This is a genomic window from Micrococcus cohnii, from assembly GCF_014205175.1.
Taxonomy (GTDB): domain Bacteria; phylum Actinomycetota; class Actinomycetes; order Actinomycetales; family Micrococcaceae; genus Micrococcus; species Micrococcus cohnii.
The window spans coordinates 546,627-566,614 of record NZ_JACHNA010000001.1 but is presented as its reverse complement, the minus strand read 5'-3'; the positions used below and the strand labels follow the sequence as shown (position 1 = coordinate 566,614).

At 71.8% G+C, this 19,988-nt stretch carries 15 protein-coding genes and 3 tRNA genes; 2 read left to right on the top strand and 16 right to left on the bottom strand.

Going from position 1 to position 19,988, the window contains the following annotated elements:
- Positions 1-18: 18 nt before the first annotated feature.
- The 3 genes from HDA30_RS02655 to HDA30_RS02645 are packed head-to-tail and all read right to left on the bottom strand — an operon-like array spanning position 19 to position 4,383.
- Positions 19-2,298 (bottom strand): ATP-dependent DNA helicase RecG, encoded by a 2,280-nt coding sequence (locus tag HDA30_RS02655; RefSeq protein WP_184241034.1) that lies wholly within the window; start codon positions 2,296-2,298, stop codon positions 19-21.
- Positions 2,282-3,292: a DAK2 domain-containing protein gene (locus HDA30_RS02650; RefSeq protein ID WP_184241033.1), complete on the bottom strand. Its 1,011-nt coding sequence runs from the start codon at positions 3,290-3,292 to the stop codon at positions 2,282-2,284. Before HDA30_RS02650 ends, HDA30_RS02655 begins: the two co-directional genes overlap by 17 nt.
- The gene (locus tag HDA30_RS02645) at positions 3,289-4,383 is read right to left on the bottom strand and encodes an LCP family protein (RefSeq protein ID WP_343059277.1); all 1,095 of its coding nucleotides are present in this window, start codon (positions 4,381-4,383) and stop codon (positions 3,289-3,291) included. The genes HDA30_RS02650 and HDA30_RS02645 overlap by 4 nt, the downstream gene beginning before the upstream one ends.
- A 133-nt stretch (positions 4,384-4,516) precedes the next feature.
- On the opposite strand from HDA30_RS02645, the gene HDA30_RS02640 reads away from it, so the two are divergent.
- The gene (locus tag HDA30_RS02640) at positions 4,517-5,002 is read left to right on the top strand and encodes a DUF3515 family protein (protein ID WP_343059276.1); all 486 of its coding nucleotides are present in this window, start codon (positions 4,517-4,519) and stop codon (positions 5,000-5,002) included.
- A 106-nt stretch (positions 5,003-5,108) separates the two neighbouring features.
- On the opposite strand, the gene HDA30_RS02635 is transcribed toward HDA30_RS02640, so the two are convergent.
- The 6 genes from HDA30_RS02635 to leuC all read right to left on the bottom strand — a co-directional run bounded on the left by HDA30_RS02635 (position 5,109) and on the right by leuC (position 11,740).
- Positions 5,109-6,257 (bottom strand): D-alanine--D-alanine ligase family protein, encoded by a 1,149-nt coding sequence (locus tag HDA30_RS02635; protein WP_184241031.1) that lies wholly within the window; start codon positions 6,255-6,257, stop codon positions 5,109-5,111.
- A complete protein-coding gene (locus HDA30_RS02630) occupies positions 6,254-7,291 on the bottom strand; it encodes an NAD(P)H-dependent glycerol-3-phosphate dehydrogenase (RefSeq protein ID WP_184241030.1) in 1,038 nt (345 codons plus the stop codon). Before HDA30_RS02630 ends, HDA30_RS02635 begins: the two co-directional genes overlap by 4 nt.
- Positions 7,288-8,097, bottom strand: a complete 810-nt coding sequence (locus HDA30_RS02625) for a lysophospholipid acyltransferase family protein (RefSeq protein ID WP_246418681.1) — start codon at positions 8,095-8,097, stop codon at positions 7,288-7,290. The genes HDA30_RS02630 and HDA30_RS02625 overlap by 4 nt, the downstream gene beginning before the upstream one ends.
- Complete coding sequence (murA, locus tag HDA30_RS02620; protein ID WP_184241029.1) at positions 8,097-9,422, bottom strand: UDP-N-acetylglucosamine 1-carboxyvinyltransferase; 1,326 nt, start codon at positions 9,420-9,422, stop codon at positions 8,097-8,099. Before murA ends, HDA30_RS02625 begins: the two co-directional genes overlap by 1 nt.
- 260 nt (positions 9,423-9,682) lie before the next feature.
- Positions 9,683-10,276: a 3-isopropylmalate dehydratase small subunit gene (leuD, locus tag HDA30_RS02615; protein ID WP_158495699.1), complete on the bottom strand. Its 594-nt coding sequence runs from the start codon at positions 10,274-10,276 to the stop codon at positions 9,683-9,685.
- Positions 10,277-10,279: 3 nt separating this feature from the next.
- Positions 10,280-11,740 (bottom strand): 3-isopropylmalate dehydratase large subunit, encoded by a 1,461-nt coding sequence (gene leuC, locus HDA30_RS02610; protein ID WP_246418792.1) that lies wholly within the window; start codon positions 11,738-11,740, stop codon positions 10,280-10,282.
- Positions 11,741-12,051: 311 nt separating this feature from the next.
- Between leuC and HDA30_RS02605 the strand changes: the two genes are divergently transcribed.
- Positions 12,052-12,819 carry an IclR family transcriptional regulator gene (locus tag HDA30_RS02605; RefSeq protein ID WP_158495697.1) on the top strand — a complete coding sequence of 256 codons (768 nt, stop codon included), beginning with the start codon at positions 12,052-12,054 and terminating at the stop codon, positions 12,817-12,819.
- 20 nt (positions 12,820-12,839) lie between these two features.
- Here the strand turns inward: HDA30_RS02605 and HDA30_RS02600 are convergent, their stop codons facing one another.
- The 7 genes from HDA30_RS02600 to gltX form a co-directional block, all read right to left on the bottom strand.
- The gene (locus tag HDA30_RS02600; RefSeq protein ID WP_184241027.1) at positions 12,840-13,943 is read right to left on the bottom strand and encodes a thiamine-phosphate kinase; all 1,104 of its coding nucleotides are present in this window, start codon (positions 13,941-13,943) and stop codon (positions 12,840-12,842) included.
- Between the two features lie 4 nt (positions 13,944-13,947).
- Positions 13,948-15,753: a GTPase gene (locus HDA30_RS02595; protein ID WP_184241026.1), complete on the bottom strand. Its 1,806-nt coding sequence runs from the start codon at positions 15,751-15,753 to the stop codon at positions 13,948-13,950.
- Positions 15,750-17,561: a dynamin family protein gene (locus HDA30_RS02590; protein WP_343059275.1), complete on the bottom strand. Its 1,812-nt coding sequence runs from the start codon at positions 17,559-17,561 to the stop codon at positions 15,750-15,752. The genes HDA30_RS02595 and HDA30_RS02590 overlap by 4 nt, the downstream gene beginning before the upstream one ends.
- 163 nt (positions 17,562-17,724) lie before the next feature.
- Positions 17,725-17,800 (bottom strand) — tRNA-Glu (locus HDA30_RS02585).
- A gap of 232 nt (positions 17,801-18,032) precedes the next feature.
- Positions 18,033-18,105: transfer RNA gene (locus HDA30_RS02580), tRNA-Glu, on the bottom strand.
- 37 nt (positions 18,106-18,142) lie between these two features.
- Positions 18,143-18,214, bottom strand: a tRNA-Gln gene (locus tag HDA30_RS02575).
- Between the two features lie 153 nt (positions 18,215-18,367).
- The gene (gene gltX, locus HDA30_RS02570; protein ID WP_184241024.1) at positions 18,368-19,948 is read right to left on the bottom strand and encodes a glutamate--tRNA ligase; all 1,581 of its coding nucleotides are present in this window, start codon (positions 19,946-19,948) and stop codon (positions 18,368-18,370) included.
- Between the last annotated feature and the right edge of the window lie 40 nt (positions 19,949-19,988).

Sequence of the window (19,988 nt, the reverse complement as noted above, 5' to 3'; positions counted from 1 at the left end):
TGGCCTCGGTCCTGCTGCTCAGCCCTTCCGGGCATAGTCGACCGCGTCGGTACGCAGCCGCTCGAACCGGTCGACGGCGGCCGCCAGCTGCGCCCGGTCCCGGTCCGTCAGCAGCGCATCGCGGCGAGGCCCGTCGGCCGATGTCTCCTCGTTCGACGCCGCACCGGAAGCGGATGCCGGCTCGATCACGACGTCCGCCGCGAACGCCACGAGCGCGGCGTCGCCCACGACGTCCAGATGGCGCAGCCCGGTCCGCAGCCCGGACTGTGCCGCGCCGAGCACGTCGCCCACGCCGCGCTGACGCAGGTCCTCGCGAGCGATGCGCATCCCGTCATCGGTGGCCTCGAGCACCTCGAGCCGCTCGAGGCTGCGGTGCCCGTCCGGCAGCCGCGTGACCAACAGACACAGCGCCGGGTGCCCGCCGCGTCCGACCCGACCGCGCAGCTGGTGCAGGGTCGACAGGCCGAAGTCCTCGGCGTCGAGCACGGCCATGACGCTGGCGTTGGGCACGTCCACCCCGACCTCGATCACCGTGGTGGCCACGAGCACGTCCACCTCGCCGGCGGCGACGGCACGCATGACCTCGTCCTGCTCGGCCTGCTCCATGCGACCGTGGACGGCCGCCACACGCACCCCGGCCAGCGCGGGCAGCCGCCGCATCCGCTCGAGCATGTCCTCGACGTTGGCGTGCGCGGGATCCTCCGGGTCCGGGTCGATCCGCGGGCACACCACGAATGCCTGACGCCCGTCGCGCACATGCTCGGAGATGACCTCCCACACGCGGTCGACGATGCGCGGGCCGTGCGCCACGCGCGCCACGTGCGTGCGCACGGGGCGCCGCCCGGACGGCAGCCCCTCGAGCACCGTGAGGTCGAGGTCGCCGAAGACGGTCATCGCGACCGAGCGCGGGATCGGCGTCGCGGACATGACCAGCAGATGCGTTCCCGGGTTGGCGCGCCGCAGGGCCTCGCGCTGGTCGACGCCGAAACGGTGCTGTTCGTCCACGACGACGAGGCCCAGCTGCGCAAAGCCGACCTTCTCCGAGAGCAGGGCGTGGGTGCCGACGGTGATGCCCGCCTGGCCCGAGGCCATCGCGAGCATCGCCTCGCGCCGCGCGGCCGTGCGCATCGACCCGGTGAGCAGTTCGACCCGCGTCGTCGGTCCCGACTGCGCGGCCTCGTCGAACAAGAAGGGGCCGTGCCCCGCGGCGCTGTCACCCCTGCGGGCCAGCGGTCCGAGCAGCTCCAGCAGGCTGCGGTGGTGCTGCTGGGCCAGCACTTCGGTGGGCGCCACCAGCGCGGCCTGCCCGCCGGCGTCGACGACCTGCAGCATCGCCAGCAGGGCCACGAGCGTCTTGCCCGCACCGACATCGCCCTGCAGCAGCCGGCTCATCGGAGCCGAGTCGGCCAGGTCCGCGCCGATCCGCTCCCCCACCGTGATCTGCCCCTGCGTGCGTTCGAAGGGCAGCCGTTGCAGCAGCGCGTCCACCAGGCCCGCCTCGACCCTCGGCCAGGCGCGGCCCTGCTGCCGTCGAGTCGCGGCCCGGCGTCGTGCCAGGCCCGCCTGGGTCACGAGCGCCTCCCGCAGGGCCAGGCTCTGGCGCGCCGGCTCCACACAGGACACCTCATCCGGTGCGTGCATGCCTCGGTAGGCGCCCTCGACGTCGGGCAGCGCAACCGTGCCTGTCTGCGTGCCGATGGCCGCGCGGACGGCCGGTGCGGGGACGTCCTCGACCCTGCCCCAGTCCACGCCGTCGAGCACGGTCTCCACGGCCTCGCGCAGGACCCAGCTGGGCAGCTTCGCGGTCGCCGGATAGACGGGCAGCGGCCGGACATCCGGGTCCCCCTCCGCCTCGGCGTCGAGCACCGTGAAGTCGGGGTTGTTGAGCGTGACCCTGCCGCGATACAGGGTCGTCTTCCCCTGGAACATGGCACGGACGCCGGGGCTCAGGCGGCGGCGTGCCTCGTGTCCGTTGAAGTAGGCCATGGACAGGCTCGCGCCGGATGACCCATCGAGGTCGGGGTCCGCGACGGTGACGTCGACGATGAATCCGGGTCTGCTGTGCATGCGGCGCGTGGAGACATCGGTGACCTCGGCGACGATGGTGACCTGCTCGTCGATGGGCAGGCTCGCGATCGACGTCAGTTCCCCGCGTTCGATCCAGCGCCGGGGCACGTGGTCGAGCAGCTCTCCGCACGTGCGCAGCCCGAGTTCCTTCTCGAGCCGCCCGGCGGTGCGTGCACCCAGCAGCCCGCGCAGCGGGACGTCGAAGGGATGCGGTTCAGCGGCAGCCGACATGCGCGTCAGCCGTTCCGGGGCCGCTCCGGCTCAGGTCCGTGACGGTCAGCTGCTGCGGCGGACCGGCGTCCGAGAGCAGGGCGTGCCCGGTCTGGGCGTCGGGCACGTGGAAGTGCACCCGCCATGTCCCGGAGGACTCGGGCCCCGCCGAGCGCGTGACGGGTGCCAGGATCACGGCCTCGGCGCCTTCGGTGAGACGTTGACGCAGCGACGCGGCGCCGAGCGGAGACAGCTCGAGCAGACACATCACCTCGACGCCCGCACCGCCGGGGTCAGCGTCCTCGGACACGACGGTCGCCTCGTCCGCTCCCCGTTCTCGCGGCCCGAAGCCGTGCAGGTCGTCGGCAAGGTCGGTCCGGACCGCATCGGCGACGACAGCGGCGCGCAGCGACTCCAGCACCCACAGCAGACCGACGGCACCCGCGTCGACCACCCCGGCGACGCGCAACGGCTCCAGCTGCTGCTCGGTGCGACGGACCGCCTCATGGGCCACGTCAACGCAGGATTCAACCAGCGGTACGAGGCCGGTCTCCGCGTCCTCCACGACGGCCTGCCCGGCGTGGGAGGCCACGGCGGAGAGCACCGAGAGCAGGGTTCCCTCGCACGGGGCGGCCAAGGCCTCGCGCGCGTCGCGTTCGGCCGAGGCCAGACACGCGGTCAGCGTCGCCGCGTCGACGGTACTGTTCGGGCCGAGCGGCTCGGCCATCCCGGCCAGGGTCACCGCCAGCAGCGTGCCGGAGTTGCCGCGGGCTGCCCGCAGCGCGGCCACGCCGCACTCCCGCATCGCCGCGTCGGGGGCCGAGTCATCCGGGAGGGCCCGCGCACGGTCCGCGGCGGCGGAGAGCGTGGCGTGCAGGTTCGTCCCGGTGTCCGCGTCCGGGACCGGAAAGACGTTGAGCGTGTCCAGTCGCGCGGCCGTGGCGTGTGCGCTCCGTTCCGCGACCGTCAGCCACGTGCGCAGCAGCGGCCAGCCGGGCTGCGAGCTCCGGGTCATGGGGCCAGCACCTCGTCCAGGGTGCCCGTCCGGATGCCCTTGCCGATCTGCCGGATGCTCTTCCAGTCCGGCCACACCACGGCCTGGTCCCCGGCCATGCCGGTGCCGTTCGTCGGCACGGTCGACATCTGGATGTCCTCACCCCGCAGGTGACGCATCGACCAGGCCAGGTCGAACAGTCGGCCGTTGTCGAGTGACTGGTCGAAAGTCAGGTATGGGGCGAAGGCCTCGATCGAGCCGCGGACCGACTCCGGGTTCGACAGATTCGTGCGCGACAGCGATTTCGCGACGATCGCCTTGACGAGCAGCTGCTGGTTCTCGACGCGGGTGAAGTCGCCGTCGCCGAAGGTCTTGCGTTCGCGCGCGAACGCGAGGGCCTCCTCGCCGTTGAGTTCGATCGGCCCCTTCTCGAAGGTGATCTTCTCCCCGGTGGTGAACGCCGAGGTGAACTCGCGCGGGTTGTTCACGGTGACCCCGCCCAGGGCGTCGACGAGATCTTTGAACCCCGCCATGTCGATGGCCACGACGTGATCGACCCTGGCCTGGAACATGTTCTCGAGGGTGGCCACGGCGGTGGGCACGCCGCCGAGCGCGAAGGCCGCGTTGATCTTGCGATCGCCGTGACCGGGCACGGGCAGCCAGGTGTCACGCATGATCGACATGACCTGCACATTCTCGCGGCCACCGTCGATGTGGACCCACATGATGGTGTCGGAGCGGCCCACCTCATTCAGGCTCTCCACGTCTTTCTTCTCACCGTTCGGGTCCCCCGAATCCGCACCGATCAGCACGATGTCGACGGCCTTGTCGTCGGCGTCCTCCTCGGAGCCCGCGGCCTTGGGACCCTGCACCTCGCCGGGGCCCGTCGTCGTCGGTGCATAGGGTTCGCGCCCCTGCCCCGGCCGCAACGACTCCTCGGGGAACACGGTGCCCTCGAAGCGCTTGATGCCGTCGAGGGTCTGCGCGATGCCGCCGAAATACCAGACGATGCCGATGCCGGCCGCGATGAGGGCCGCACACAGCAGACCGACGACCGTCAGGAGCACCGGGCGCCGGCGTCGCGGGCGGGCAGAATTCGAGGAACGGCTCACGGAGGCCTCCAGGTCGGCTCGGGCCGGGGAGCACGGCAGGACGCCCCGGGCTGATCGGCTCCATGGTAGGTCACGACTGGGCGCCCATCCGGTCTGGACTGCGCGGACAGGCAGGCCTCGATAGGCTGGCGCGGTGTTTCCTCCTGACCGCCGCCGCACCGCCCTCACCCTGATCTTGTCCGCGACCGCGCTGGCCGCGTCCGGCTGCTCGGGGCGCGTCGCGACCGTCGAGGCCGCGCCGCACGCGAACGACCCGGTCTGCGCCTCCGCCATGGTGGCGATGCCCGAGGAGCTCGGCGGCGAGCCGTTGCGGCCGACCGACAGCCAAGCCACCGCGGTCTGGGGCGATCCGGCCGCCGTCGTGCTGCGCTGCGGCGTCGAGCCGCCCGCGCCGACGACCGATCGGTGCGTCACCGCGGAGGGCGTGGATTGGGTGGTCAAGGACGAGGACGCGAACTGGCGGATCACCACCTACGGGCGGGACCCGGCCGTCGAGGTGCTCTTCGACAAGTCACGGGCCACCTCGGACGCGGTCATGGTCGGCCTCGGCGGGGCCGTCTCCCAGATCCCGGCCGAACGCGGCTGCGTGAACCTCGAGGACGCCGAGCCGGTCCGCTGAGCTGCGCGCCGGCACGACCTTGGCGGCTCGTGCCTTCGGATGCCCGGGCCGCTAGCCCGTGCCTTCGGGCGCCCGGACCGCTGGCCCGCGGCCCCGGCCGGGTCGGTCAGTGCAGGCCCGGTCCCCGTTCGATCGCCAGGGTGATCAGCTCGTCGACCAGCTGGGCGTAGCCGATGCCGCTGCGCTCCCAGAGCGCCGGATACATGCTGATCGGGGTGAAACCGGGCATCGTGTTGATCTCGTTGACGATCCAGCGCCCGTCAGGCGTGTAGAAGAAGTCGCAGCGCCCCAGTCCGGCGCCGTCGACGGCCTCGAAGGCCCGCACGGCGAGTTCGCGCAGCTGCTGCTGGGCCGGTTCCTCGAGCTCGGCCGGGCAGGAGAGCTCCGCGGCCCCCTGCTGCTGGTACTTCGCCTCGAAGTCGTAGAACTGGTGTCCACCGGCCTGCTCCACGACGACGATCTCGCCGGGCAACGACGCCCGAGGCTCATCCGTGCCGTGACCGTCGAGCACGGCGCACTCGATCTCTCGTCCCAGGATCCCCGCCTCGACCACGACCCGCGGGTCGAAACGACGGGCATGCTCGATGGCGGCGCGCAGATCGGCCGGGTCCTGGACGCGGCTGATCCCGAAGGACGAACCGGCCCGCGCGGGCTTGACGAACACGGGGAACTCGAGCCGCGCCGCCCGGCGCAGGGCGTGGTCGGGGTCGCGCCGCCACTGCCGGTCCGTGATCAGCTCCCACGGGCCCACCTCGAGCCCGGCTGCCTGAAACGCCACCTTCATGAAGTGCTTGTCCATGCCGACGGCCGAGGCCAGCACGCCGCAGCCGACCGCGGGCAGGTCCAGGGTCTCGAAGTGCCCCTGCATCGTGCCGTCCTCACCGAAGGGCCCGTGCAACAGGGGGAAGACGACGTCGATGTGCCCGAGGGAGCAGCCATCGACGTCGACCAGCTCGGTCCGCCCCTCCGCCGTGGCCCGCAGGTTCACGGGCCGCTCCGGCTCGGGGACCTCCGGCGCCGGCGACGAACGCAGGTCCCATGAGGCGATGTCCATCGGCTCGGCGGACCAGAGCCCCGACGGAGCGACTCCGACCGGAACGACGTCCCAGCGGGAGTCGTCGACGGCGTTGAGCACGCCGGCGGCGGTCACGCAGCTGACGGAGTGCTCGCTCGAGCGGCCGCCGAAGAGCAGCAGGACGCGCGGACGCTCGGCGGCGCCGGTCGCGGCGGTGGGGTGGGGGCCGGTCTCGCTCATGCGCGGCGTCCTTCCGATTTCAGATTGCGTGAGAGCAGCAGCTCGGCGAGCGTCGACACCTCGAGCTCGCCGTTGACCACGGCGTTGATGGCCTCGCAGATGGGCATCTCGACTCCGTGCTGCCGTGCGAGGTGGACGACGGCGGAGACGGACTTGATGCCCTCCGCCGTCTGTTTCATGGCGGCCACGGCCTCGTCGACGGTGAGCCCGGTGCCGATCAGACGGCCGGCGCTGCGGTTGCGGGACAGCGGTGACGCGCACGTCGCCACCAGGTCCCCCAGTCCCGCCAGGCCCGCCATCGTCTCGGCTTCGCCGCCCAGGGCGATGGCCAGACGGGTGGTCTCGGCCAGTCCGCGGGTGATCACGGAGGCCTTCGAGTTGTCCCCGAGCCCCTGGCCGTCACAGATCCCCACCGCCAGGGCGATGACGTTCTTGACCACGCCGCCGACCTCCACGCCGACGACGTCGTGGTTCGTGTACGGGCGGAACGTGCGTCCGGCCATGAGCGCGGCGACCCGCTCGGCCGTCGCGTTCGATCGGGAGGCGACAACCGTGGCGGTGGGTTCGCCCCGCGCGATCTCGAGGGCGAGATTGGGTCCGGAGACGACGGCGAACCGGTCCTCGGCCAGGTCCAGCTCGCCGGCGCAGACCTCGGACATGCGTGCGTCCGTCTCTCTCTCGAGGCCCTTGACGAGCGAGACCACGACCGCGTCGGGGGCCAGGTGATCACGCACCCGTGCGAGCGTGGCGCGCACCGTCTGCGCGGGGACCGCGACCACGACCACACCGCTCTCGCGTACCGCCTCCTCGAGAGAGGTCGTGGCGCTAACGTGAGACGGCAGCTCGACGTCAGGCAGATACTCGGGGTTCTCGTGCCGCGTGGTGACGGACTCGGCCACCTCGGGACGACGGGACCACAGCACAATCTGCTCGGCGCGCGCGCCGACAGGCGCCGTGCTCTGCCCCAGCACAGTGGCGAACGCGGTGCCCCAGCTGCCAGCGCCGAGCACCGCGACGCGCTCCGCCCGGCTCATGCGCGCACCTCCGCCGCGCCGCGACCGCGGGGGTCGAACCGCCGCTCGGGAGGCCTCTGGCCGCGCAGGTGGCCGACCAGGTCGGTGATGGCCTCCATCATGCGGTCGGTGCCCTCGCGCAGCGCTGAGGCCGTGCCGGCAGACTGCCGCAGGTCCGACAAATCGACCGGATGCCCGACGAGCACGCGCGCGGTCTTACGCGGCCACACCGCGAGCCGACGGGCCCGGTAGGGAAGCAGCTGGTGAATGCCCCACTGCCCCACCGGCACGAGCGGAGCGCCGGTCTGCAAGGCCAGTCGCACCGCCCCCGAGCGGCCCGCCATCGGCCACCCGTCGGGATCGCGGGTCACGGTGCCCTCGGGGTAGACGATGACGGCGCCGCCGCGGTCGAGGACGCCTCGGGCAGCCTCGAGCGAACGGCCGCCGTCGCCCACTCGCTGCACCGGCACCATGCCCAGCACATCGAGGACCGTGCCCAGCACGGGCACGTCCCACAGCTCGGATTTCGCGAGGAACGTCGGCAGCATGCCCCGGTTGTAGACCATGTGGGCGATCGAGACCGGGTCGATCTCCGAGATGTGGTTCACCGCAAGGATGGCGCCGGAACGTGGGATGCGTTCGACGTGCTCCCAGCGCTGGCGCACCAGCAGGCGCATGGCCGGACGCACGATCACGGCCGCCGCCATGAAGCCCAGCCGGGTCGACAGGGCGGGGCGCGCGCTGGCGGGTGCCGACGGCGTCGTCGGGGTGTCCGCCCCGGCGGCGGGGAGGACGCCGTCCTCGGCGGTGGCGGGCGCGGCTCGCATCAGGCGTCGTCGGTCAGTTCGACATCGGCGCCGAGACCCTGGAGCTTGTCCATGAAGTGCTCGTAACCACGGTTGATGATCTCCAGCCCGGTCGCGTGCGACGTGCCCCGCGCGGCGAGCGCCGCGATGAGGTGGGAGAAGCCGCCGCGCAGATCCGGGATATCGAAGTCGGCCCCGGACAGCGTCGTCGGACCGGAGATGACGGCCGAGTGCAGGAAGTTGCGCTGCCCGAAGCGGCACGGCACGGACCCCAGGCACTCGCGATGCAACTGGATCGAAGCGCCCATGCGCACCAGGGCGTCCGTGAACCCGAAACGGTTTTCGTACACGGTCTCGTGGACGATCGAGACGCCGGCGGCCCGGGTCAGCGCGACGACGAGCGGCTGCTGCCAGTCGGTCATGAAGCCCGGGTGCACATCGGTCTCCAGCACCAGCGGCTTCAGTTCACCGCCGGCGTGCCAGAAGCGGATGCCGTCGTCGGTGACTTCGAACTCGCCGCCGATTTTGCGGTACGTGTTCAGGAAGGCGGTGAGGTCCCGCTGCGCGGCGCCCCGGACCATGATGTCGCCGCCGGTGGCCAGCGCCGCCGAGGCCCAGGAGGCCGACTCATTGCGGTCGGTCAGGGCCACGTGGTTGTACCCGCGCAGTGTCGACACGCCTTCGATCCGGATGGTGCGGTCGGTCTGCACCGTGATGATGGCGCCCATCTTCTGCAGCACATGGATCAGGTCATGAATCTCCGGTTCGACGGCCGCGCCCTTGAGCTCGGTGATGCCCTCGGCCTTCACCGCCGTGAGCAGCACCTGCTCAGTCGCTCCGACCGACGGATAAGGCAACTCGAGCTTGGCGCCGCGCAGACCCTTCGGCGCGGAGATCGAGATGCCGCCGGGGCGCTTGTCCACAACAGCGCCGAAATTGCGCAGCACGGACAGGTGATAGTCGATCGGACGATCTCCGATCTTGCAACCGCCCAGGTCCGGGATGAACGCCTCGCCGATCGCGTGCATCAGGGGTCCGCAGAACAGGATCGGAATGCGCGAGTCGCCGGCGTGCGCGTCGATCTCGGCGGACTTGGCCTGCTTCACGCCGGCGGGGTCCATGGTGATCGAGCCGTTCTGCTTGTCCCAGGACACGGTCACGCCGTGGATCTCGAGCAGCGAGCTCACCACATCCACGTCCTTGATCTCCGGGATGTTCCGCAGCGTCGAGGGCGAATCACCCAGCAGAGCGGCGACCATCGCCTTCGGCACGAGGTTCTTCGCACCGCGGACGGTGACCTCACCGGTCAGCGGCTTGCCGCCCTGGATCGTCAGCAGTTTGGCCATGGTGATTGGGTCCTCCCTCACCGCGTTGTTCTGCGGCCTCGGTGTCGCCCGTCGTCACGACGGGGCTGAAGTGGGGATCGGCCGTGCGTGGGGCACGGGCCGAACATCGCGAACAAGCATAGGACGTCCTCAGCCGTGCCCCCAGCCGCGTCGCATGGATCGCAATCTCCCCGTGATGTGCACTCGCCCACGTCAGAGCGATGGCCGAGGCCTCCTCGGCCCGTCCGGCGAGGTGCCGAGACGGGGCCGAGGCCACCGGGTCAACGCGGCAGAGTGTGCGGCAGCCACGCCGGACGTCCGCGTTCGAACCGAACGATCGCCTCCTGCTGCGCGAGGGTCACGGCGATCTCGTCCTGGCCCTGCAGGATCCTCGCTCGGGTGTCGGGGTCGATCTGGAAGGGCGCCTCAACGCCCTCGCACGCCACGGTCTGAGCCTCGAGGTCAACGGTCACCTCGGTGCCGGGAGACTCGGTGAGCATGGTCATGATCCGAGTGATGTCCTCCGGGCTCAGCTGCGCGGCGACCAGCCCCTGCTTGCCGGCGTTGGAGCGGAAGATGTCCGCGAACCGGGCGGACAGCACGGCGCGGAACCCGTAGTCCCTGAGCGCCCAGACGGCGTGCTCGCGGGAGGAGCCGGTGCCGAAGTCAGGGCCGGCGACCAGCACCGAACCGCAGGAGTAGGGCTCGATGTTGAGCACGAAGTCCTCGTCCTCACGCCAGCGGGCGAACAGCGCGTCGTCGAAGCCCGTGCGGGTGATCCGCTTCAGGAACTGGGCGGGGATGATCTGGTCGGTGTCGACGTTCGATGCGGGCAGGGGCACGCCGATCCCGGTATGCGTCGTGAACTTCTCCATGGTTCAGGCTCCCGTCTGCACGGCGGTGCGGTCGTGGTGCGCCGGCCTCCCGGCGGCGTCGAGGTCCCTCGGCTCGGCCAGCCGACCGAGCACCGCGGTCGCCGCGGCGACGGCCGGCGACACCAGATGGGTGCGGCCTCCCGCACCCTGCCGCCCCTCGAAGTTGCGGTTGGAGGTGGAGGCGCAGCGTTGGCCGGGTCGCAGTTGATCGGGGTTCATCCCCAGGCACATCGAGCAGCCGGCGAACCGCCACTGCGCACCGAAGTCCCGGATCACCTCCGCCAGCCCCTCGTCCTCGGCCTGCAGCCGGACGCGGGCGGATCCGGGGACGACGAGCACCTCCACGCCATCGGCCTTGCGTTGGCCCCGCACGACGTCGGCGAACACACGCAGGTCCTCGATCCGGGCGTTCGTGCAGGAACCCATGAAGACGGTGTCCACCTCGACGTCCTTCATCCGCGTGCCGGGGGCCAGGCCCATGTAGTCCAGGGCCGCGCTGGCCGCTGCCCGCTCAGCGTCGTCGCCCATGCGCTCCGGATCGGGGACCCGTCCGCTCAGCGGCACTCCCTGGCCCGGGTTGGTGCCCCAGGTGACGAACGGGTGGATCTCGTCGGCGTGCAGGACGACCTCGGTGTCGAACTGCGCGCCCTCGTCCGTGGCGAGTGTCGACCAGTCGGCGACGGCCTCGTCCCACGCGTGATCACTCGGCGTGTGATCACGCCCGCGCAGATACTCGATCGTGGTCGCATCCGGTGCGATCATCCCGGCGCGGGCTCCGGCCTCGATCGACATGTTGCACACGGTCATGCGCCCCTCCATGGAGAGCGCCTCGATCGCCTCGCCGCGGTACTCGATCACGTGTCCCTGGCCGCCGCCCGTGCCGATCTTCGCGATGACGGCCAGGATCAGGTCCTTCGCGCTCACGCCCGGGGCGAGGGTCCCGTCGATGGTGACGGACATGGTCTTGAACGGCGTGATCGCCAGCGTCTGAGTCGCCAGGACGTGTTCGACCTCGGAGGTGCCGATGCCGAACGCCAACGCCCCGAAAGCGCCGTGGGTGGCGGTGTGCGAGTCGCCGCAGACGATCGTCATGCCCGGCTGCGTGAGACCGAGCTGGGGACCGACGACGTGCACGATGCCCTGCTCGGCGTCGCCCAACGGATGCAGCCGGACGCCGAACTCATCGGCGTTGCGCCGCAGCGCCTCGATCTGTGCTCGGGAGGTCGGGTCCTCGATCGGCCGATCGATGCGCTGGGTCGGGGTGTTGTGGTCCTCGGTGGCGATCGTCAGCTCGGGCCGACGGACGGATCGGCCCGCCTGCCGCAGCCCCTCGAACGCCTGCGGGCTGGTGACCTCGTGCAGCAGGTGCAGGTCGATGTAGAGCAGGTCCGTGCCCCGCCCGGCGGCGCCCCCGTCGCCGGGCACCACGACGTGGCGTGCCCACACCTTCTCCGCCAGGGTCATGGGCCGGTCCTCGACCGCCGCGCGCTCGCGACCCGCCGGTCGGGCCTCGGCCCTCGGGGCGGCCGCGGCATGCGGCTGCCTGGTGTCTCGGGCGTCCATGTCGGTGCTCCTTCTCTCGGACGGGCGTCACCGCTCCGGTGGTGGCATCGCGGGGGCGGCGACGCGTGCTGACCTGACGGCCATGCTTGGCGGTCGGCGTGCACGGGTCGAGACCGGCGGCGGAATGTCTCACATCATGGATACCCGTCTCGAATGACGGTCACGGCGTCATGAGTGCCGGGGCATCGAGACCACGTGGCTATTCTCATCCCATGAGTCCCTCGCCACACGCTCCGCAGCCTGCGGACCCGTCCGCCGTGCGCCGCACGCCCAGCGGCGTCGGCGTGGTCGACAAGTCCGCCGCGATCCTCGACGCCCTCGAGTCAGGGCCGGCGACCCTCGCCGGCCTCGTCGAGGCCACGGGCATCGCACGGCCGACGCTGCATCGGCTCGCGGGCGCCCTGGCGCACCACCGCCTCGTGGGCAAGGACCTGCACGGCCGGTACGTTCTCGGCTCCCGGCTGACCGAGCTCGCCTCGGCCGCGGGCGAGGATCGACTGACCTCCGTCGCCGGACCCGTGCTGCTCTGGCTGCGCGACGCGACGGGTGAGAGCGCCCAGGTGTTCCGTCGCCAGGCGGACTCGCGCGTGTGCGTGGCCAGCGCCGAGCGGCCCGTCGGACTGCGCGACACGATCCCGGTGGGAACGCGGATGTCGATGAAGGCCGGCTCGGCCGCCCAGGTGCTGGTCGCTTGGGAGGACCACGACCGACTGGTGGAGGGTCTCGACGAAGCGGTGTTCACACCCACGGTCCTCGCGGCCGTGCGGCGCCGCGGCTGGGCGCAGTCGCTCGCCGAGCGGGAGCGGGGCGTGGCGTCGGTGTCCGCGCCGGTGCGCGGGCCCAGCGGTCGCGTGATCGCGGCGGTGTCCATCTCCGGCCCCCTCGAGCGGCTGACGCGTCAGCCCGGCCGGCGGCACGCGGACGCGGTGGTCTCGGCCGGGGCCCGCCTCACCGAGCTGCTGCGCTCGGGAGAGGACTGAGCGCAGAGCAGGCCGCGGACTCAGCCGAAGTGGTCCCACCCCTCGGCCCGCACGCGCTCGTGTCCGTCCGGACCGGAGTCCCCGCCACGGCGGAGCCGACCAATCACACTGAAGCCCTCCGGTACCTCCTGCAGTGATGCCGCGGCACCCAGCAGCCCGTAGTCCTCGCCGCCGCTGACCACCCACGAACGCGGGTCGGCGTCGCACAGCCGGCCCAGCCGGGCCAGCTCTTCGGCCCGGGCCGCCACCCACCGACGATCCAGCCAGGCCGTCATGCCGTTGGCCTCGGCCAAGCGCGTGGCGTCGCGGCCCAGCCCGTCGGAGACGTCGAGGGCGCAGACCAGTCGGCCCGCCGCGGCCGGTCCCGCCCACAGCGGCGGATGCGGACGCAGCTGTCCGCGCACCGCACGGGCGATCTCGCGCGCCCCGGGACGGGCGTCGGCCGGCAGCCGGGCATGGCGTCGCTGCAGGTCGGCGCGCGGAGTCAGCAACAGGGCCAGTCCGGCCGCCGCCCACCCCACATTCGTGCCGGCGTGCACGAGCAGCAGCTCATCCGGGGCGGCGCCGTCCTGCCCGTGGGGGGCAGGGCGGGCCGCCCGACGCAGCACCCCCGCGGCGGCGGGATCGCCCAGCGCGGTGACGACGATCTGCGCACGCTGCGCCGTGCCCAGATCTCCGCCGGCGAGCCGGCAGCGCTCAGCGCCAAGGGCGCGCACGGCAGCGGTCATCCCCCCGGCCACGTCGGCGAGCCAGCGCACCGTGGTGTCTGCCGGGACGCTCACGGCGCTGACCAGCGCGGTGGCCCGGCCGCCCATGGCGTTGATGTCAGAGAGGTTCTGTGCGGCCGCCTTGAACCCGACGTCGTGGCCCCGGGTGCGCACCCCGGCGGGCCAACGGTGCAGGAAGTCCGTGCCCTCGCCCATGGCGTCGGTCGAGACGAGCACCCCGGCCTGGCCCGCGGGCACGAGGGCGGCGTCGTCCCCCGGACCGACGGCGTGCGACGGCCACGGCCGCTCGCGCACAAGCACGCGGAAACGCCGGTCGATGGCAGCGACCACGGCAGCCTCGTCGACCTCACCGACGGTGACCCAGGGCTCCGCCGTGGCCTCGGAACGCGCACTCATCGGCTCAGCTGCGTCGGCCGCCACGGCGTGGAGCTCGGGCGCTGCCGGCGACGCGGTCCGTCCTCCCCTGGGCTCGGGCGATCGCGGCGCGGAAGGCCGCCAAGCGGGACAGCTCGTCCTCGACCGGTTCGATCACGAGGCGGCGCCCGACGTCTTCGGTGCGGGTCAGCAGCTGCCGACGTGCGCGCCGGCCGCGCGAGCGGGCCGCGAGCCGGGTCAGGGGCACGGCCAGAAGCCACAGCAGCAGTCCGAGCGCGAGCCCGCCGAACAGCAGCAGCGTCGGGATCGGGAACCCTTCGACGGCAGGAGCGGGTGGCAGGCGGAACTGCAAGTATGCCGCCAGAGCCAACAGGCCCAGCCATCCGGCTCCGACGACGGCCGTGAGCAGCACGAGCCACTGCATCAGGTTCCACACCGGCCACCACCACGAGCCGCGCCCGGCCTTCAGATCCGCGCCGGCGATGGCCTGGTCAACGGCATCGGGCAGCTCATCGCGTCGTGAACGCCCGGCGCGCCGCACGGCGGCGACCCAGGGCTCCGGCGCTCCCGCGCTCGCCTCGTCCACGAGGCGACGCACGCCGGCGTCGACCACGGCCGTCTGGGTGCCGGTGCGCTCGGGCAAGGACGTGCGGTGAACCCGCGGGTCGTGCTCGTCCCCGTCCCCGCGGCGGCGCCCCGCGGCGGGACGCTCCGGCATCAGGTGCAGGCGTCGCAGCGGATCGGCGCGGAAGCGATGCAGCCAGCGCAGCGGCGGCCAGCCGGTCTGCCGGGTGGAGCGCAAGGTGTACGACGCCTCGACGGCTCGCACGACGGCCGGGACGCCGCCGGCGTGACCTAGGTCCTCCCCCAGCCGGGCCGCGGCCGTCTCGGCCACACCGGCCGGTTCGCCCTCGCCTGAGGCGGCCTCAAGCGCGGCGGCGTGGGCGGCGACATCGGCGCCCAGGCGCTGCGCCGCGGCAGTGCGCTCGGCCGCGGCCGCGGCCAGAGCGGCCCCGAGCTCGTCGAGGCCCTCCCCGGTGCGGGCCGAGGCGCCGAGCACGCGGACCTGGCCGAGGCCGTGGCCCGTGAGCATCTGACGCAGCGACGCCATGACGTCGTCGCGATCACGCACGGAGAGACGGTCGACCTGGTTGAGCACGACGAGCGTGACCGCCTCGTGGGTGCCCATCCCGGCGAGGAACTGCTGGTGGAGGACCGCGTCGGCGTACTTCTCCGGATCGACGACCCACACGAGCACGTCGACGTGGCCGGCGAGGCGCTGCGTGACCTCACGGTGAGCCCGGGCGATCGAGTCGATGTCCGGCAGGTCAAGCAGGACGAGGCCGCTGGGATCGGCACCCTCGCGACGACCGAGCCCGAGGAACCCGCGCCGGCCCTGGTCGAGCACCGGGGCGTCGTCGAGCAGATGACGGTCCTGCACGCCGAGCCAGTCGAGCAGCGCGGCGACGCCGCCGCCCTCGCCCGTGCCGTCGGTGGCCGCGGCCGAGTCGTCCTTCCTGCGTCCCACGCCCCAGACGGCGGCCAGCGGCTCGGAGGTGGTGGGCCTCGTCGCGGCGACCCGCGCCAGCTCCCGGCCGGTCAGTGCGTTGAACAGCGACGACTTGCCGGAACCGGTGGCGCCGAAGAAGCCCACGACCGTGTGCTCGGCCGACAGGGACGTGCGCTCTCCCGCCGCGACGGCCGCGTCGCGGGCGGCGCGCAGGCTCGCCTCCGGCAGCCGGTCCTCCGCTAGCTCGGCCGCCTCCGTGAGCGCCTCGAGCCGGGCGGTCAGCGTGGGCTCGGGCCGGGATGTGACGCCGCCGCGGATCATGCGCGCTCACCGCCTTCGGTGATGTCTGCCGCATCGATCGCGCCCCCGGCGGCGAGGGGCTCCCCGCCCAACCCCGCGCGCAGAGCGGACTCGTGCGCGGCCAGCGCAGCCACGTCCTCGGCGCCCCGCTCACGGGCCAGCAGCGGGAGGAACCGATCGTCGAGGGCGCCCTCGACGAGCGTCGTCACGCGCTCCTGCAGGCGCTCATTGGCGATGCGAGCCATGCGTCGCACGGCGTCCTCCCCGAAGATCGATTCGAGCAGCTTCTGCCCGACCACGCCCGCGCCGCCGGCGATGCCGACCTCCAGGCCCGCGAGACCGCCGGTGGAGGCGAACGACAGGATCATCAGGGCCACGGCTGCACCGTTGACGCCGAACGCGGCCAGGCGTGCTCGGGTGCGACGGCCGGCGCCCTCCTGCTCGATCAGCGCGAGCACATCGGACTGCCACGCTCGGATCGTCTGCGCCGCCGACTCGCTAAAGCCCTCGGGCAGCGCTCCGTAGTCGCGACCCTCGAGCAGGGCGCGTCCGGCCGGGTCGCTGCGCCACCGGCGCTCGATCTGTTCGGCCGCGTCCGCGACGGCCTCCACGATGACGGCCTGCAGTCCGGTCTCGAGCGCAGTCTCCACCTGTTCGGGCGGCGCCGGACGTCCCTTCACGATCGAGGTCAGCCGGTCACGGACCCGGCCGATGGCCGACTCGAGGCCCCGGAAGAACTCACCGGTGCCGACGAAGTCCTGCCAGCGCGCGAGCACCTCCCCGCGCAGCAGAGTCCCGTCGGAGGTCGCCGCCGCGACGACCTCGGCAGCGTGATCGGCCCGCTCGCGGACGACGGCCCGCAGCGCCTCGACGGTCTCGATCTGCCCGTGTTCTGCCCGTGCCACGGCACCGAGCCGGTCGGCGAGCTGAGCCAGGACGCCGTCCACGGTCCGCCGAGCCACCTCAGAGCGGGCCTGGGCGTCATCGGCCAGCCCGGCGAGCCAGTCGCGCAGCGCAGCCACATGCCGGTCCGGGAGCAGCCCACGCTCGTCGAAGCGTGTCTCCGGGATGACGTAAACGTCGGAGCCGGCGAGCCCGCGCTGGGCGAGCATCTGATGCAGGTGACCGGTGATCTGCTCGCCCGTGCCCTCGGGCACCCGCCCCAGCACGACGGCGACCGTGATGTCTCGCCGGGCCGCCTCGCCCAGCAGCTCCCACGGCACGGCGTCGGCATAACGGTGCGCGGTGGTGGTGAAGATCCACAGATCCGCGGCCTCGAGCAGCTGACGAGAGAGAGCACGGTTGGCGTCGGCGACCGAGTCGATGTCCGGGGCGTCGACGATCGCCACCCCCGGACGCAGCGCTGGCTCGGAGACCAGAGCGACCGAGTCCATCGACCCGCCATCGGGGTCGACGGGGCCGGCGGAGGCGTCGCGGTGCACGTGCACCCGGGCGAGGTCGGGCAGGATCCGGGGCCCTTCGAACCACGCGGCGTCGTCCGGGTGGTGCAGCAGCAGCGGCTGGCGAGTCGTGGGGCGCAGCGCCGAAGAACGCGAGACCTCATGGCCGACCAGGGCGTTGACGAGCGTGGACTTGCCCGCTCCGGTTGAGCCTCCGACGACGGCGAGCAACGGAGCGTCGAGGGAGGCCAGCCGCGGTAGGACGTAGTCGTCGATCTGGTGCCGAGTGCGCTCGAGCAGGGCGCGGTCCTCATCGGCGGTCGGCGTCTGCAGTCGCAGGTCGACGGAGTTGAGGTGGTCCTTGACGTCCTCGACTCGCGTGAGGACCTGGTCCGGGCGGCCGGTGGAGGCGGAGGTGTCGGTATGCACGGCCCCATCATGGCAGAAGGGCCCGCCAGGACGAGGGGGCGGTTGCGGGCCGGTTCCGGGCTCGCGAGCGGTCGCGGTCCGAGCGACCCGTCGAGACAGCGAGCTCATGGTGAAAACGAGACACGCCCCGATCCTGTGCAGAACCGGGGCGTGTCGTCACCTGTGGTGACCCCAGCGGGATTCGAACCCGCGTTACCGCCGTGAGAGGGCGGCGTACTAGGCCGCTATACGATGGGGCCATGTCACTGCCGGTCGCGTCGATGACGCGGGACTTTCCGCGCCGCCTCGAACCGGACTTGAGAACTCTAGCACGGACCAGACCGGAAAGCAAAATCAGCAGCCCAGCAGTGTCACCAGACCGTGTACGCCCTCCCCTCGCGGACGGGGCATCAAGGACTCGGCGTCAGACAGACATTGCGTCAGACACGAGAGCAGCCCCGTTCCAGAAGGAACGGGGCTGTATCACGAGCGTGACCCCAGCGGGATTCGAACCCGCGTTACCGCCGTGAGAGGGCGGCGTACTAGGCCGCTATACGATGGGGCCGCATGAGGCTGGGCGATGTGTCACCGCACCATTCTCGCTGGGGTACCAGGACTCGAACCTAGAATAACGGTACCAGAAACCGTCGTGTTGCCAATTACACCATACCCCATTGCTGACAAGCACTATGCTTTTCCGTCAGCTCATTATTCAACAATCGGTCACCGGCGGATCGCTCCCGGCAACGAGTAAGAACTCTACACGACCGACCGCGACGATGCAAAATCAGCCTCATCGCGGCCGGTCCGCGCCCCCTCCGCCCGGCTCAGACCGTCAGGCCCTGCTCCGTCGCGAAACGGTCCAGCCGCGCGAGTGCGGAAGCGCGACCCAGGATCTCGAGGGACTCGAACAGCGGCGGTGACACCTTCTTACCGGTCACCGCGACGCGCACGGGACCGAAGGCCTGGCGCGGCTTGAGCCCGAGCCCCTCGACCAACGCCGTGCGCAGGGCTGCCTCGACCGCCTCCGTGGTGAAGCCGTCGGCGGGCAGATCGGCCAGGGCAGAGCGCGCGGCGCGCACGGCACCGGCCAACTCCTGCGGCATCCCCTTCAGCGCTCCCTCCGCGGTCGTGATCTGTTCATCGTCGTGGAAGAGGAAGGCCAGCATGTCCACGGCCTCGCCGAGCAGCTGGACCCGCTCCTGCACGAGCGGTGCGGCGGCCTCGAGCACCCGTTCCTGCCTCGTCGTGAGCTCTTGGTCCACGAGGCCGGCCGCCCGCAGATGAGGCACCAGCCGGGAGCGGAAGTCCTCGCCGTCGAGCATGCGGATGTGCGTGCCGTTGATGGCCACAGCCTTCTTCTCGTCGAAGCGGGCCGGGTTCGCCAGGACCGTGTGGACGTCGAAGTGCTCGACGAACTGCTCGGGGGTGAAGATGTCCTCGTCCGCCGAGAGCGACCAGCCCAGCAGCGCGAGGTAGTTGAGCAGGCCCTCCCGGATGAAGCCGTTGTCCCGGTGATGGAACAGATTGGCCTGCGGGTCTCGCTTGGAGAGCTTCTTGTTCCCCTGGCCCATGACGTACGGCAGGTGGCCGAACACCGGCATGTACTCGGCGACGCCGATCGCGTAGAGGGCGCGGTACAGAGCGATCTGCCGGGGCGTGGACGAGAGCAGGTCCTCGCCGCGCAACACGTGGGTGACGCCCATGAGCGCATCGTCGACGGGGTTCACCAGCGGGTACAGCGGGGAGCCGTCGGCACGCACGACCACATAGTCCGGCACCGAGCCGGCGGCGAAGGTGATCTCACCGCGGACCAGGTCCGTGAAGGTGATGTCCTCGTCCGGCATGCGCAGACGCCAGACCGGCGTGCGCCCCTGAGCCTCGTAGGCGGCGATCTGCTCGGCGGTCAGCTCGCGGTCGAAACCGTCATAGCCGAGCTTCGGGTCCCGCCCCGCGGCCTTGTGACGCTCTTCCGTCTCCTGGGCGGTGGTGTACGACGGGTAGATGTGGCCGCCGGCCTTGAGCTTCTCGATGACCTCGCGGTAGATCTCACCGCGCTGAGACTGACGGTAGGGCTCGTGGGGGCCACCGGTCTCGACGCCCTCGTCCCAGTCGATGCCGAGCCAGCGCATGGCCTCGAGCAGCTGCTGATACGACTCTTCCGAGTCGCGTTTGGCGTCGGTGTCCTCGATGCGGAAGACCAGCTTCCCGCCCGTGTGGCGCGCCCAGCCCCAGTTGAACAGGGCCGTGCGGATCAGACCGACGTGCGGGGTACCGGTCGGTGACGGGCAGAAGCGCACACGCACCGGGGTGCTCTCGTCCACCTGAGGGACGTCGGCGCTGGCGGCCTGCGGCGGCCCGGCGGGAAGATCGGCGGCGGACACGGGGGTGGCGGAGGAATCAGTCATGATGCCCTCAAGTCTATGCCCGCTCGCGGCGCCGTTAGCC

What these genes read in the sequence shown, in the direction of transcription:
- HDA30_RS02605 (WP_158495697.1), top strand. Translation starts at nt 12,052, where the DNA reads ATGAGTCCCTCGCCACACGCTCCGCAGCCTGCGGACCCGTCCGCCGTG.
- HDA30_RS02600 (WP_184241027.1), bottom strand. Translation starts at nt 13,943, where the DNA reads ATGAGTGCGCGTTCCGAGGCCACGGCGGAGCCCTGGGTCACCGTCGGT.
- leuD (WP_158495699.1), bottom strand. Translation starts at nt 10,276, where the DNA reads ATGGAGAAGTTCACGACGCATACCGGGATCGGCGTGCCCCTGCCCGCA.
- gltX (WP_184241024.1), bottom strand. Translation starts at nt 19,948, where the DNA reads ATGACTGATTCCTCCGCCACCCCCGTGTCCGCCGCCGATCTTCCCGCC.
- HDA30_RS02595 (WP_184241026.1), bottom strand. Translation starts at nt 15,753, where the DNA reads ATGATCCGCGGCGGCGTCACATCCCGGCCCGAGCCCACGCTGACCGCC.
- HDA30_RS02625 (WP_246418681.1), bottom strand. Translation starts at nt 8,097, where the DNA reads ATGCGAGCCGCGCCCGCCACCGCCGAGGACGGCGTCCTCCCCGCCGCC.
- leuC (WP_246418792.1), bottom strand. Translation starts at nt 11,740, where the DNA reads ATGACCCTGGCGGAGAAGGTGTGGGCACGCCACGTCGTGGTGCCCGGC.
- HDA30_RS02655 (WP_184241034.1), bottom strand. Translation starts at nt 2,298, where the DNA reads ATGTCGGCTGCCGCTGAACCGCATCCCTTCGACGTCCCGCTGCGCGGG.
- murA (WP_184241029.1), bottom strand. Translation starts at nt 9,422, where the DNA reads ATGGCCAAACTGCTGACGATCCAGGGCGGCAAGCCGCTGACCGGTGAG.
- HDA30_RS02630 (WP_184241030.1), bottom strand. Translation starts at nt 7,291, where the DNA reads ATGAGCCGGGCGGAGCGCGTCGCGGTGCTCGGCGCTGGCAGCTGGGGC.
- HDA30_RS02650 (WP_184241033.1), bottom strand. Translation starts at nt 3,292, where the DNA reads ATGACCCGGAGCTCGCAGCCCGGCTGGCCGCTGCTGCGCACGTGGCTG.
- HDA30_RS02635 (WP_184241031.1), bottom strand. Translation starts at nt 6,257, where the DNA reads ATGAGCGAGACCGGCCCCCACCCCACCGCCGCGACCGGCGCCGCCGAG.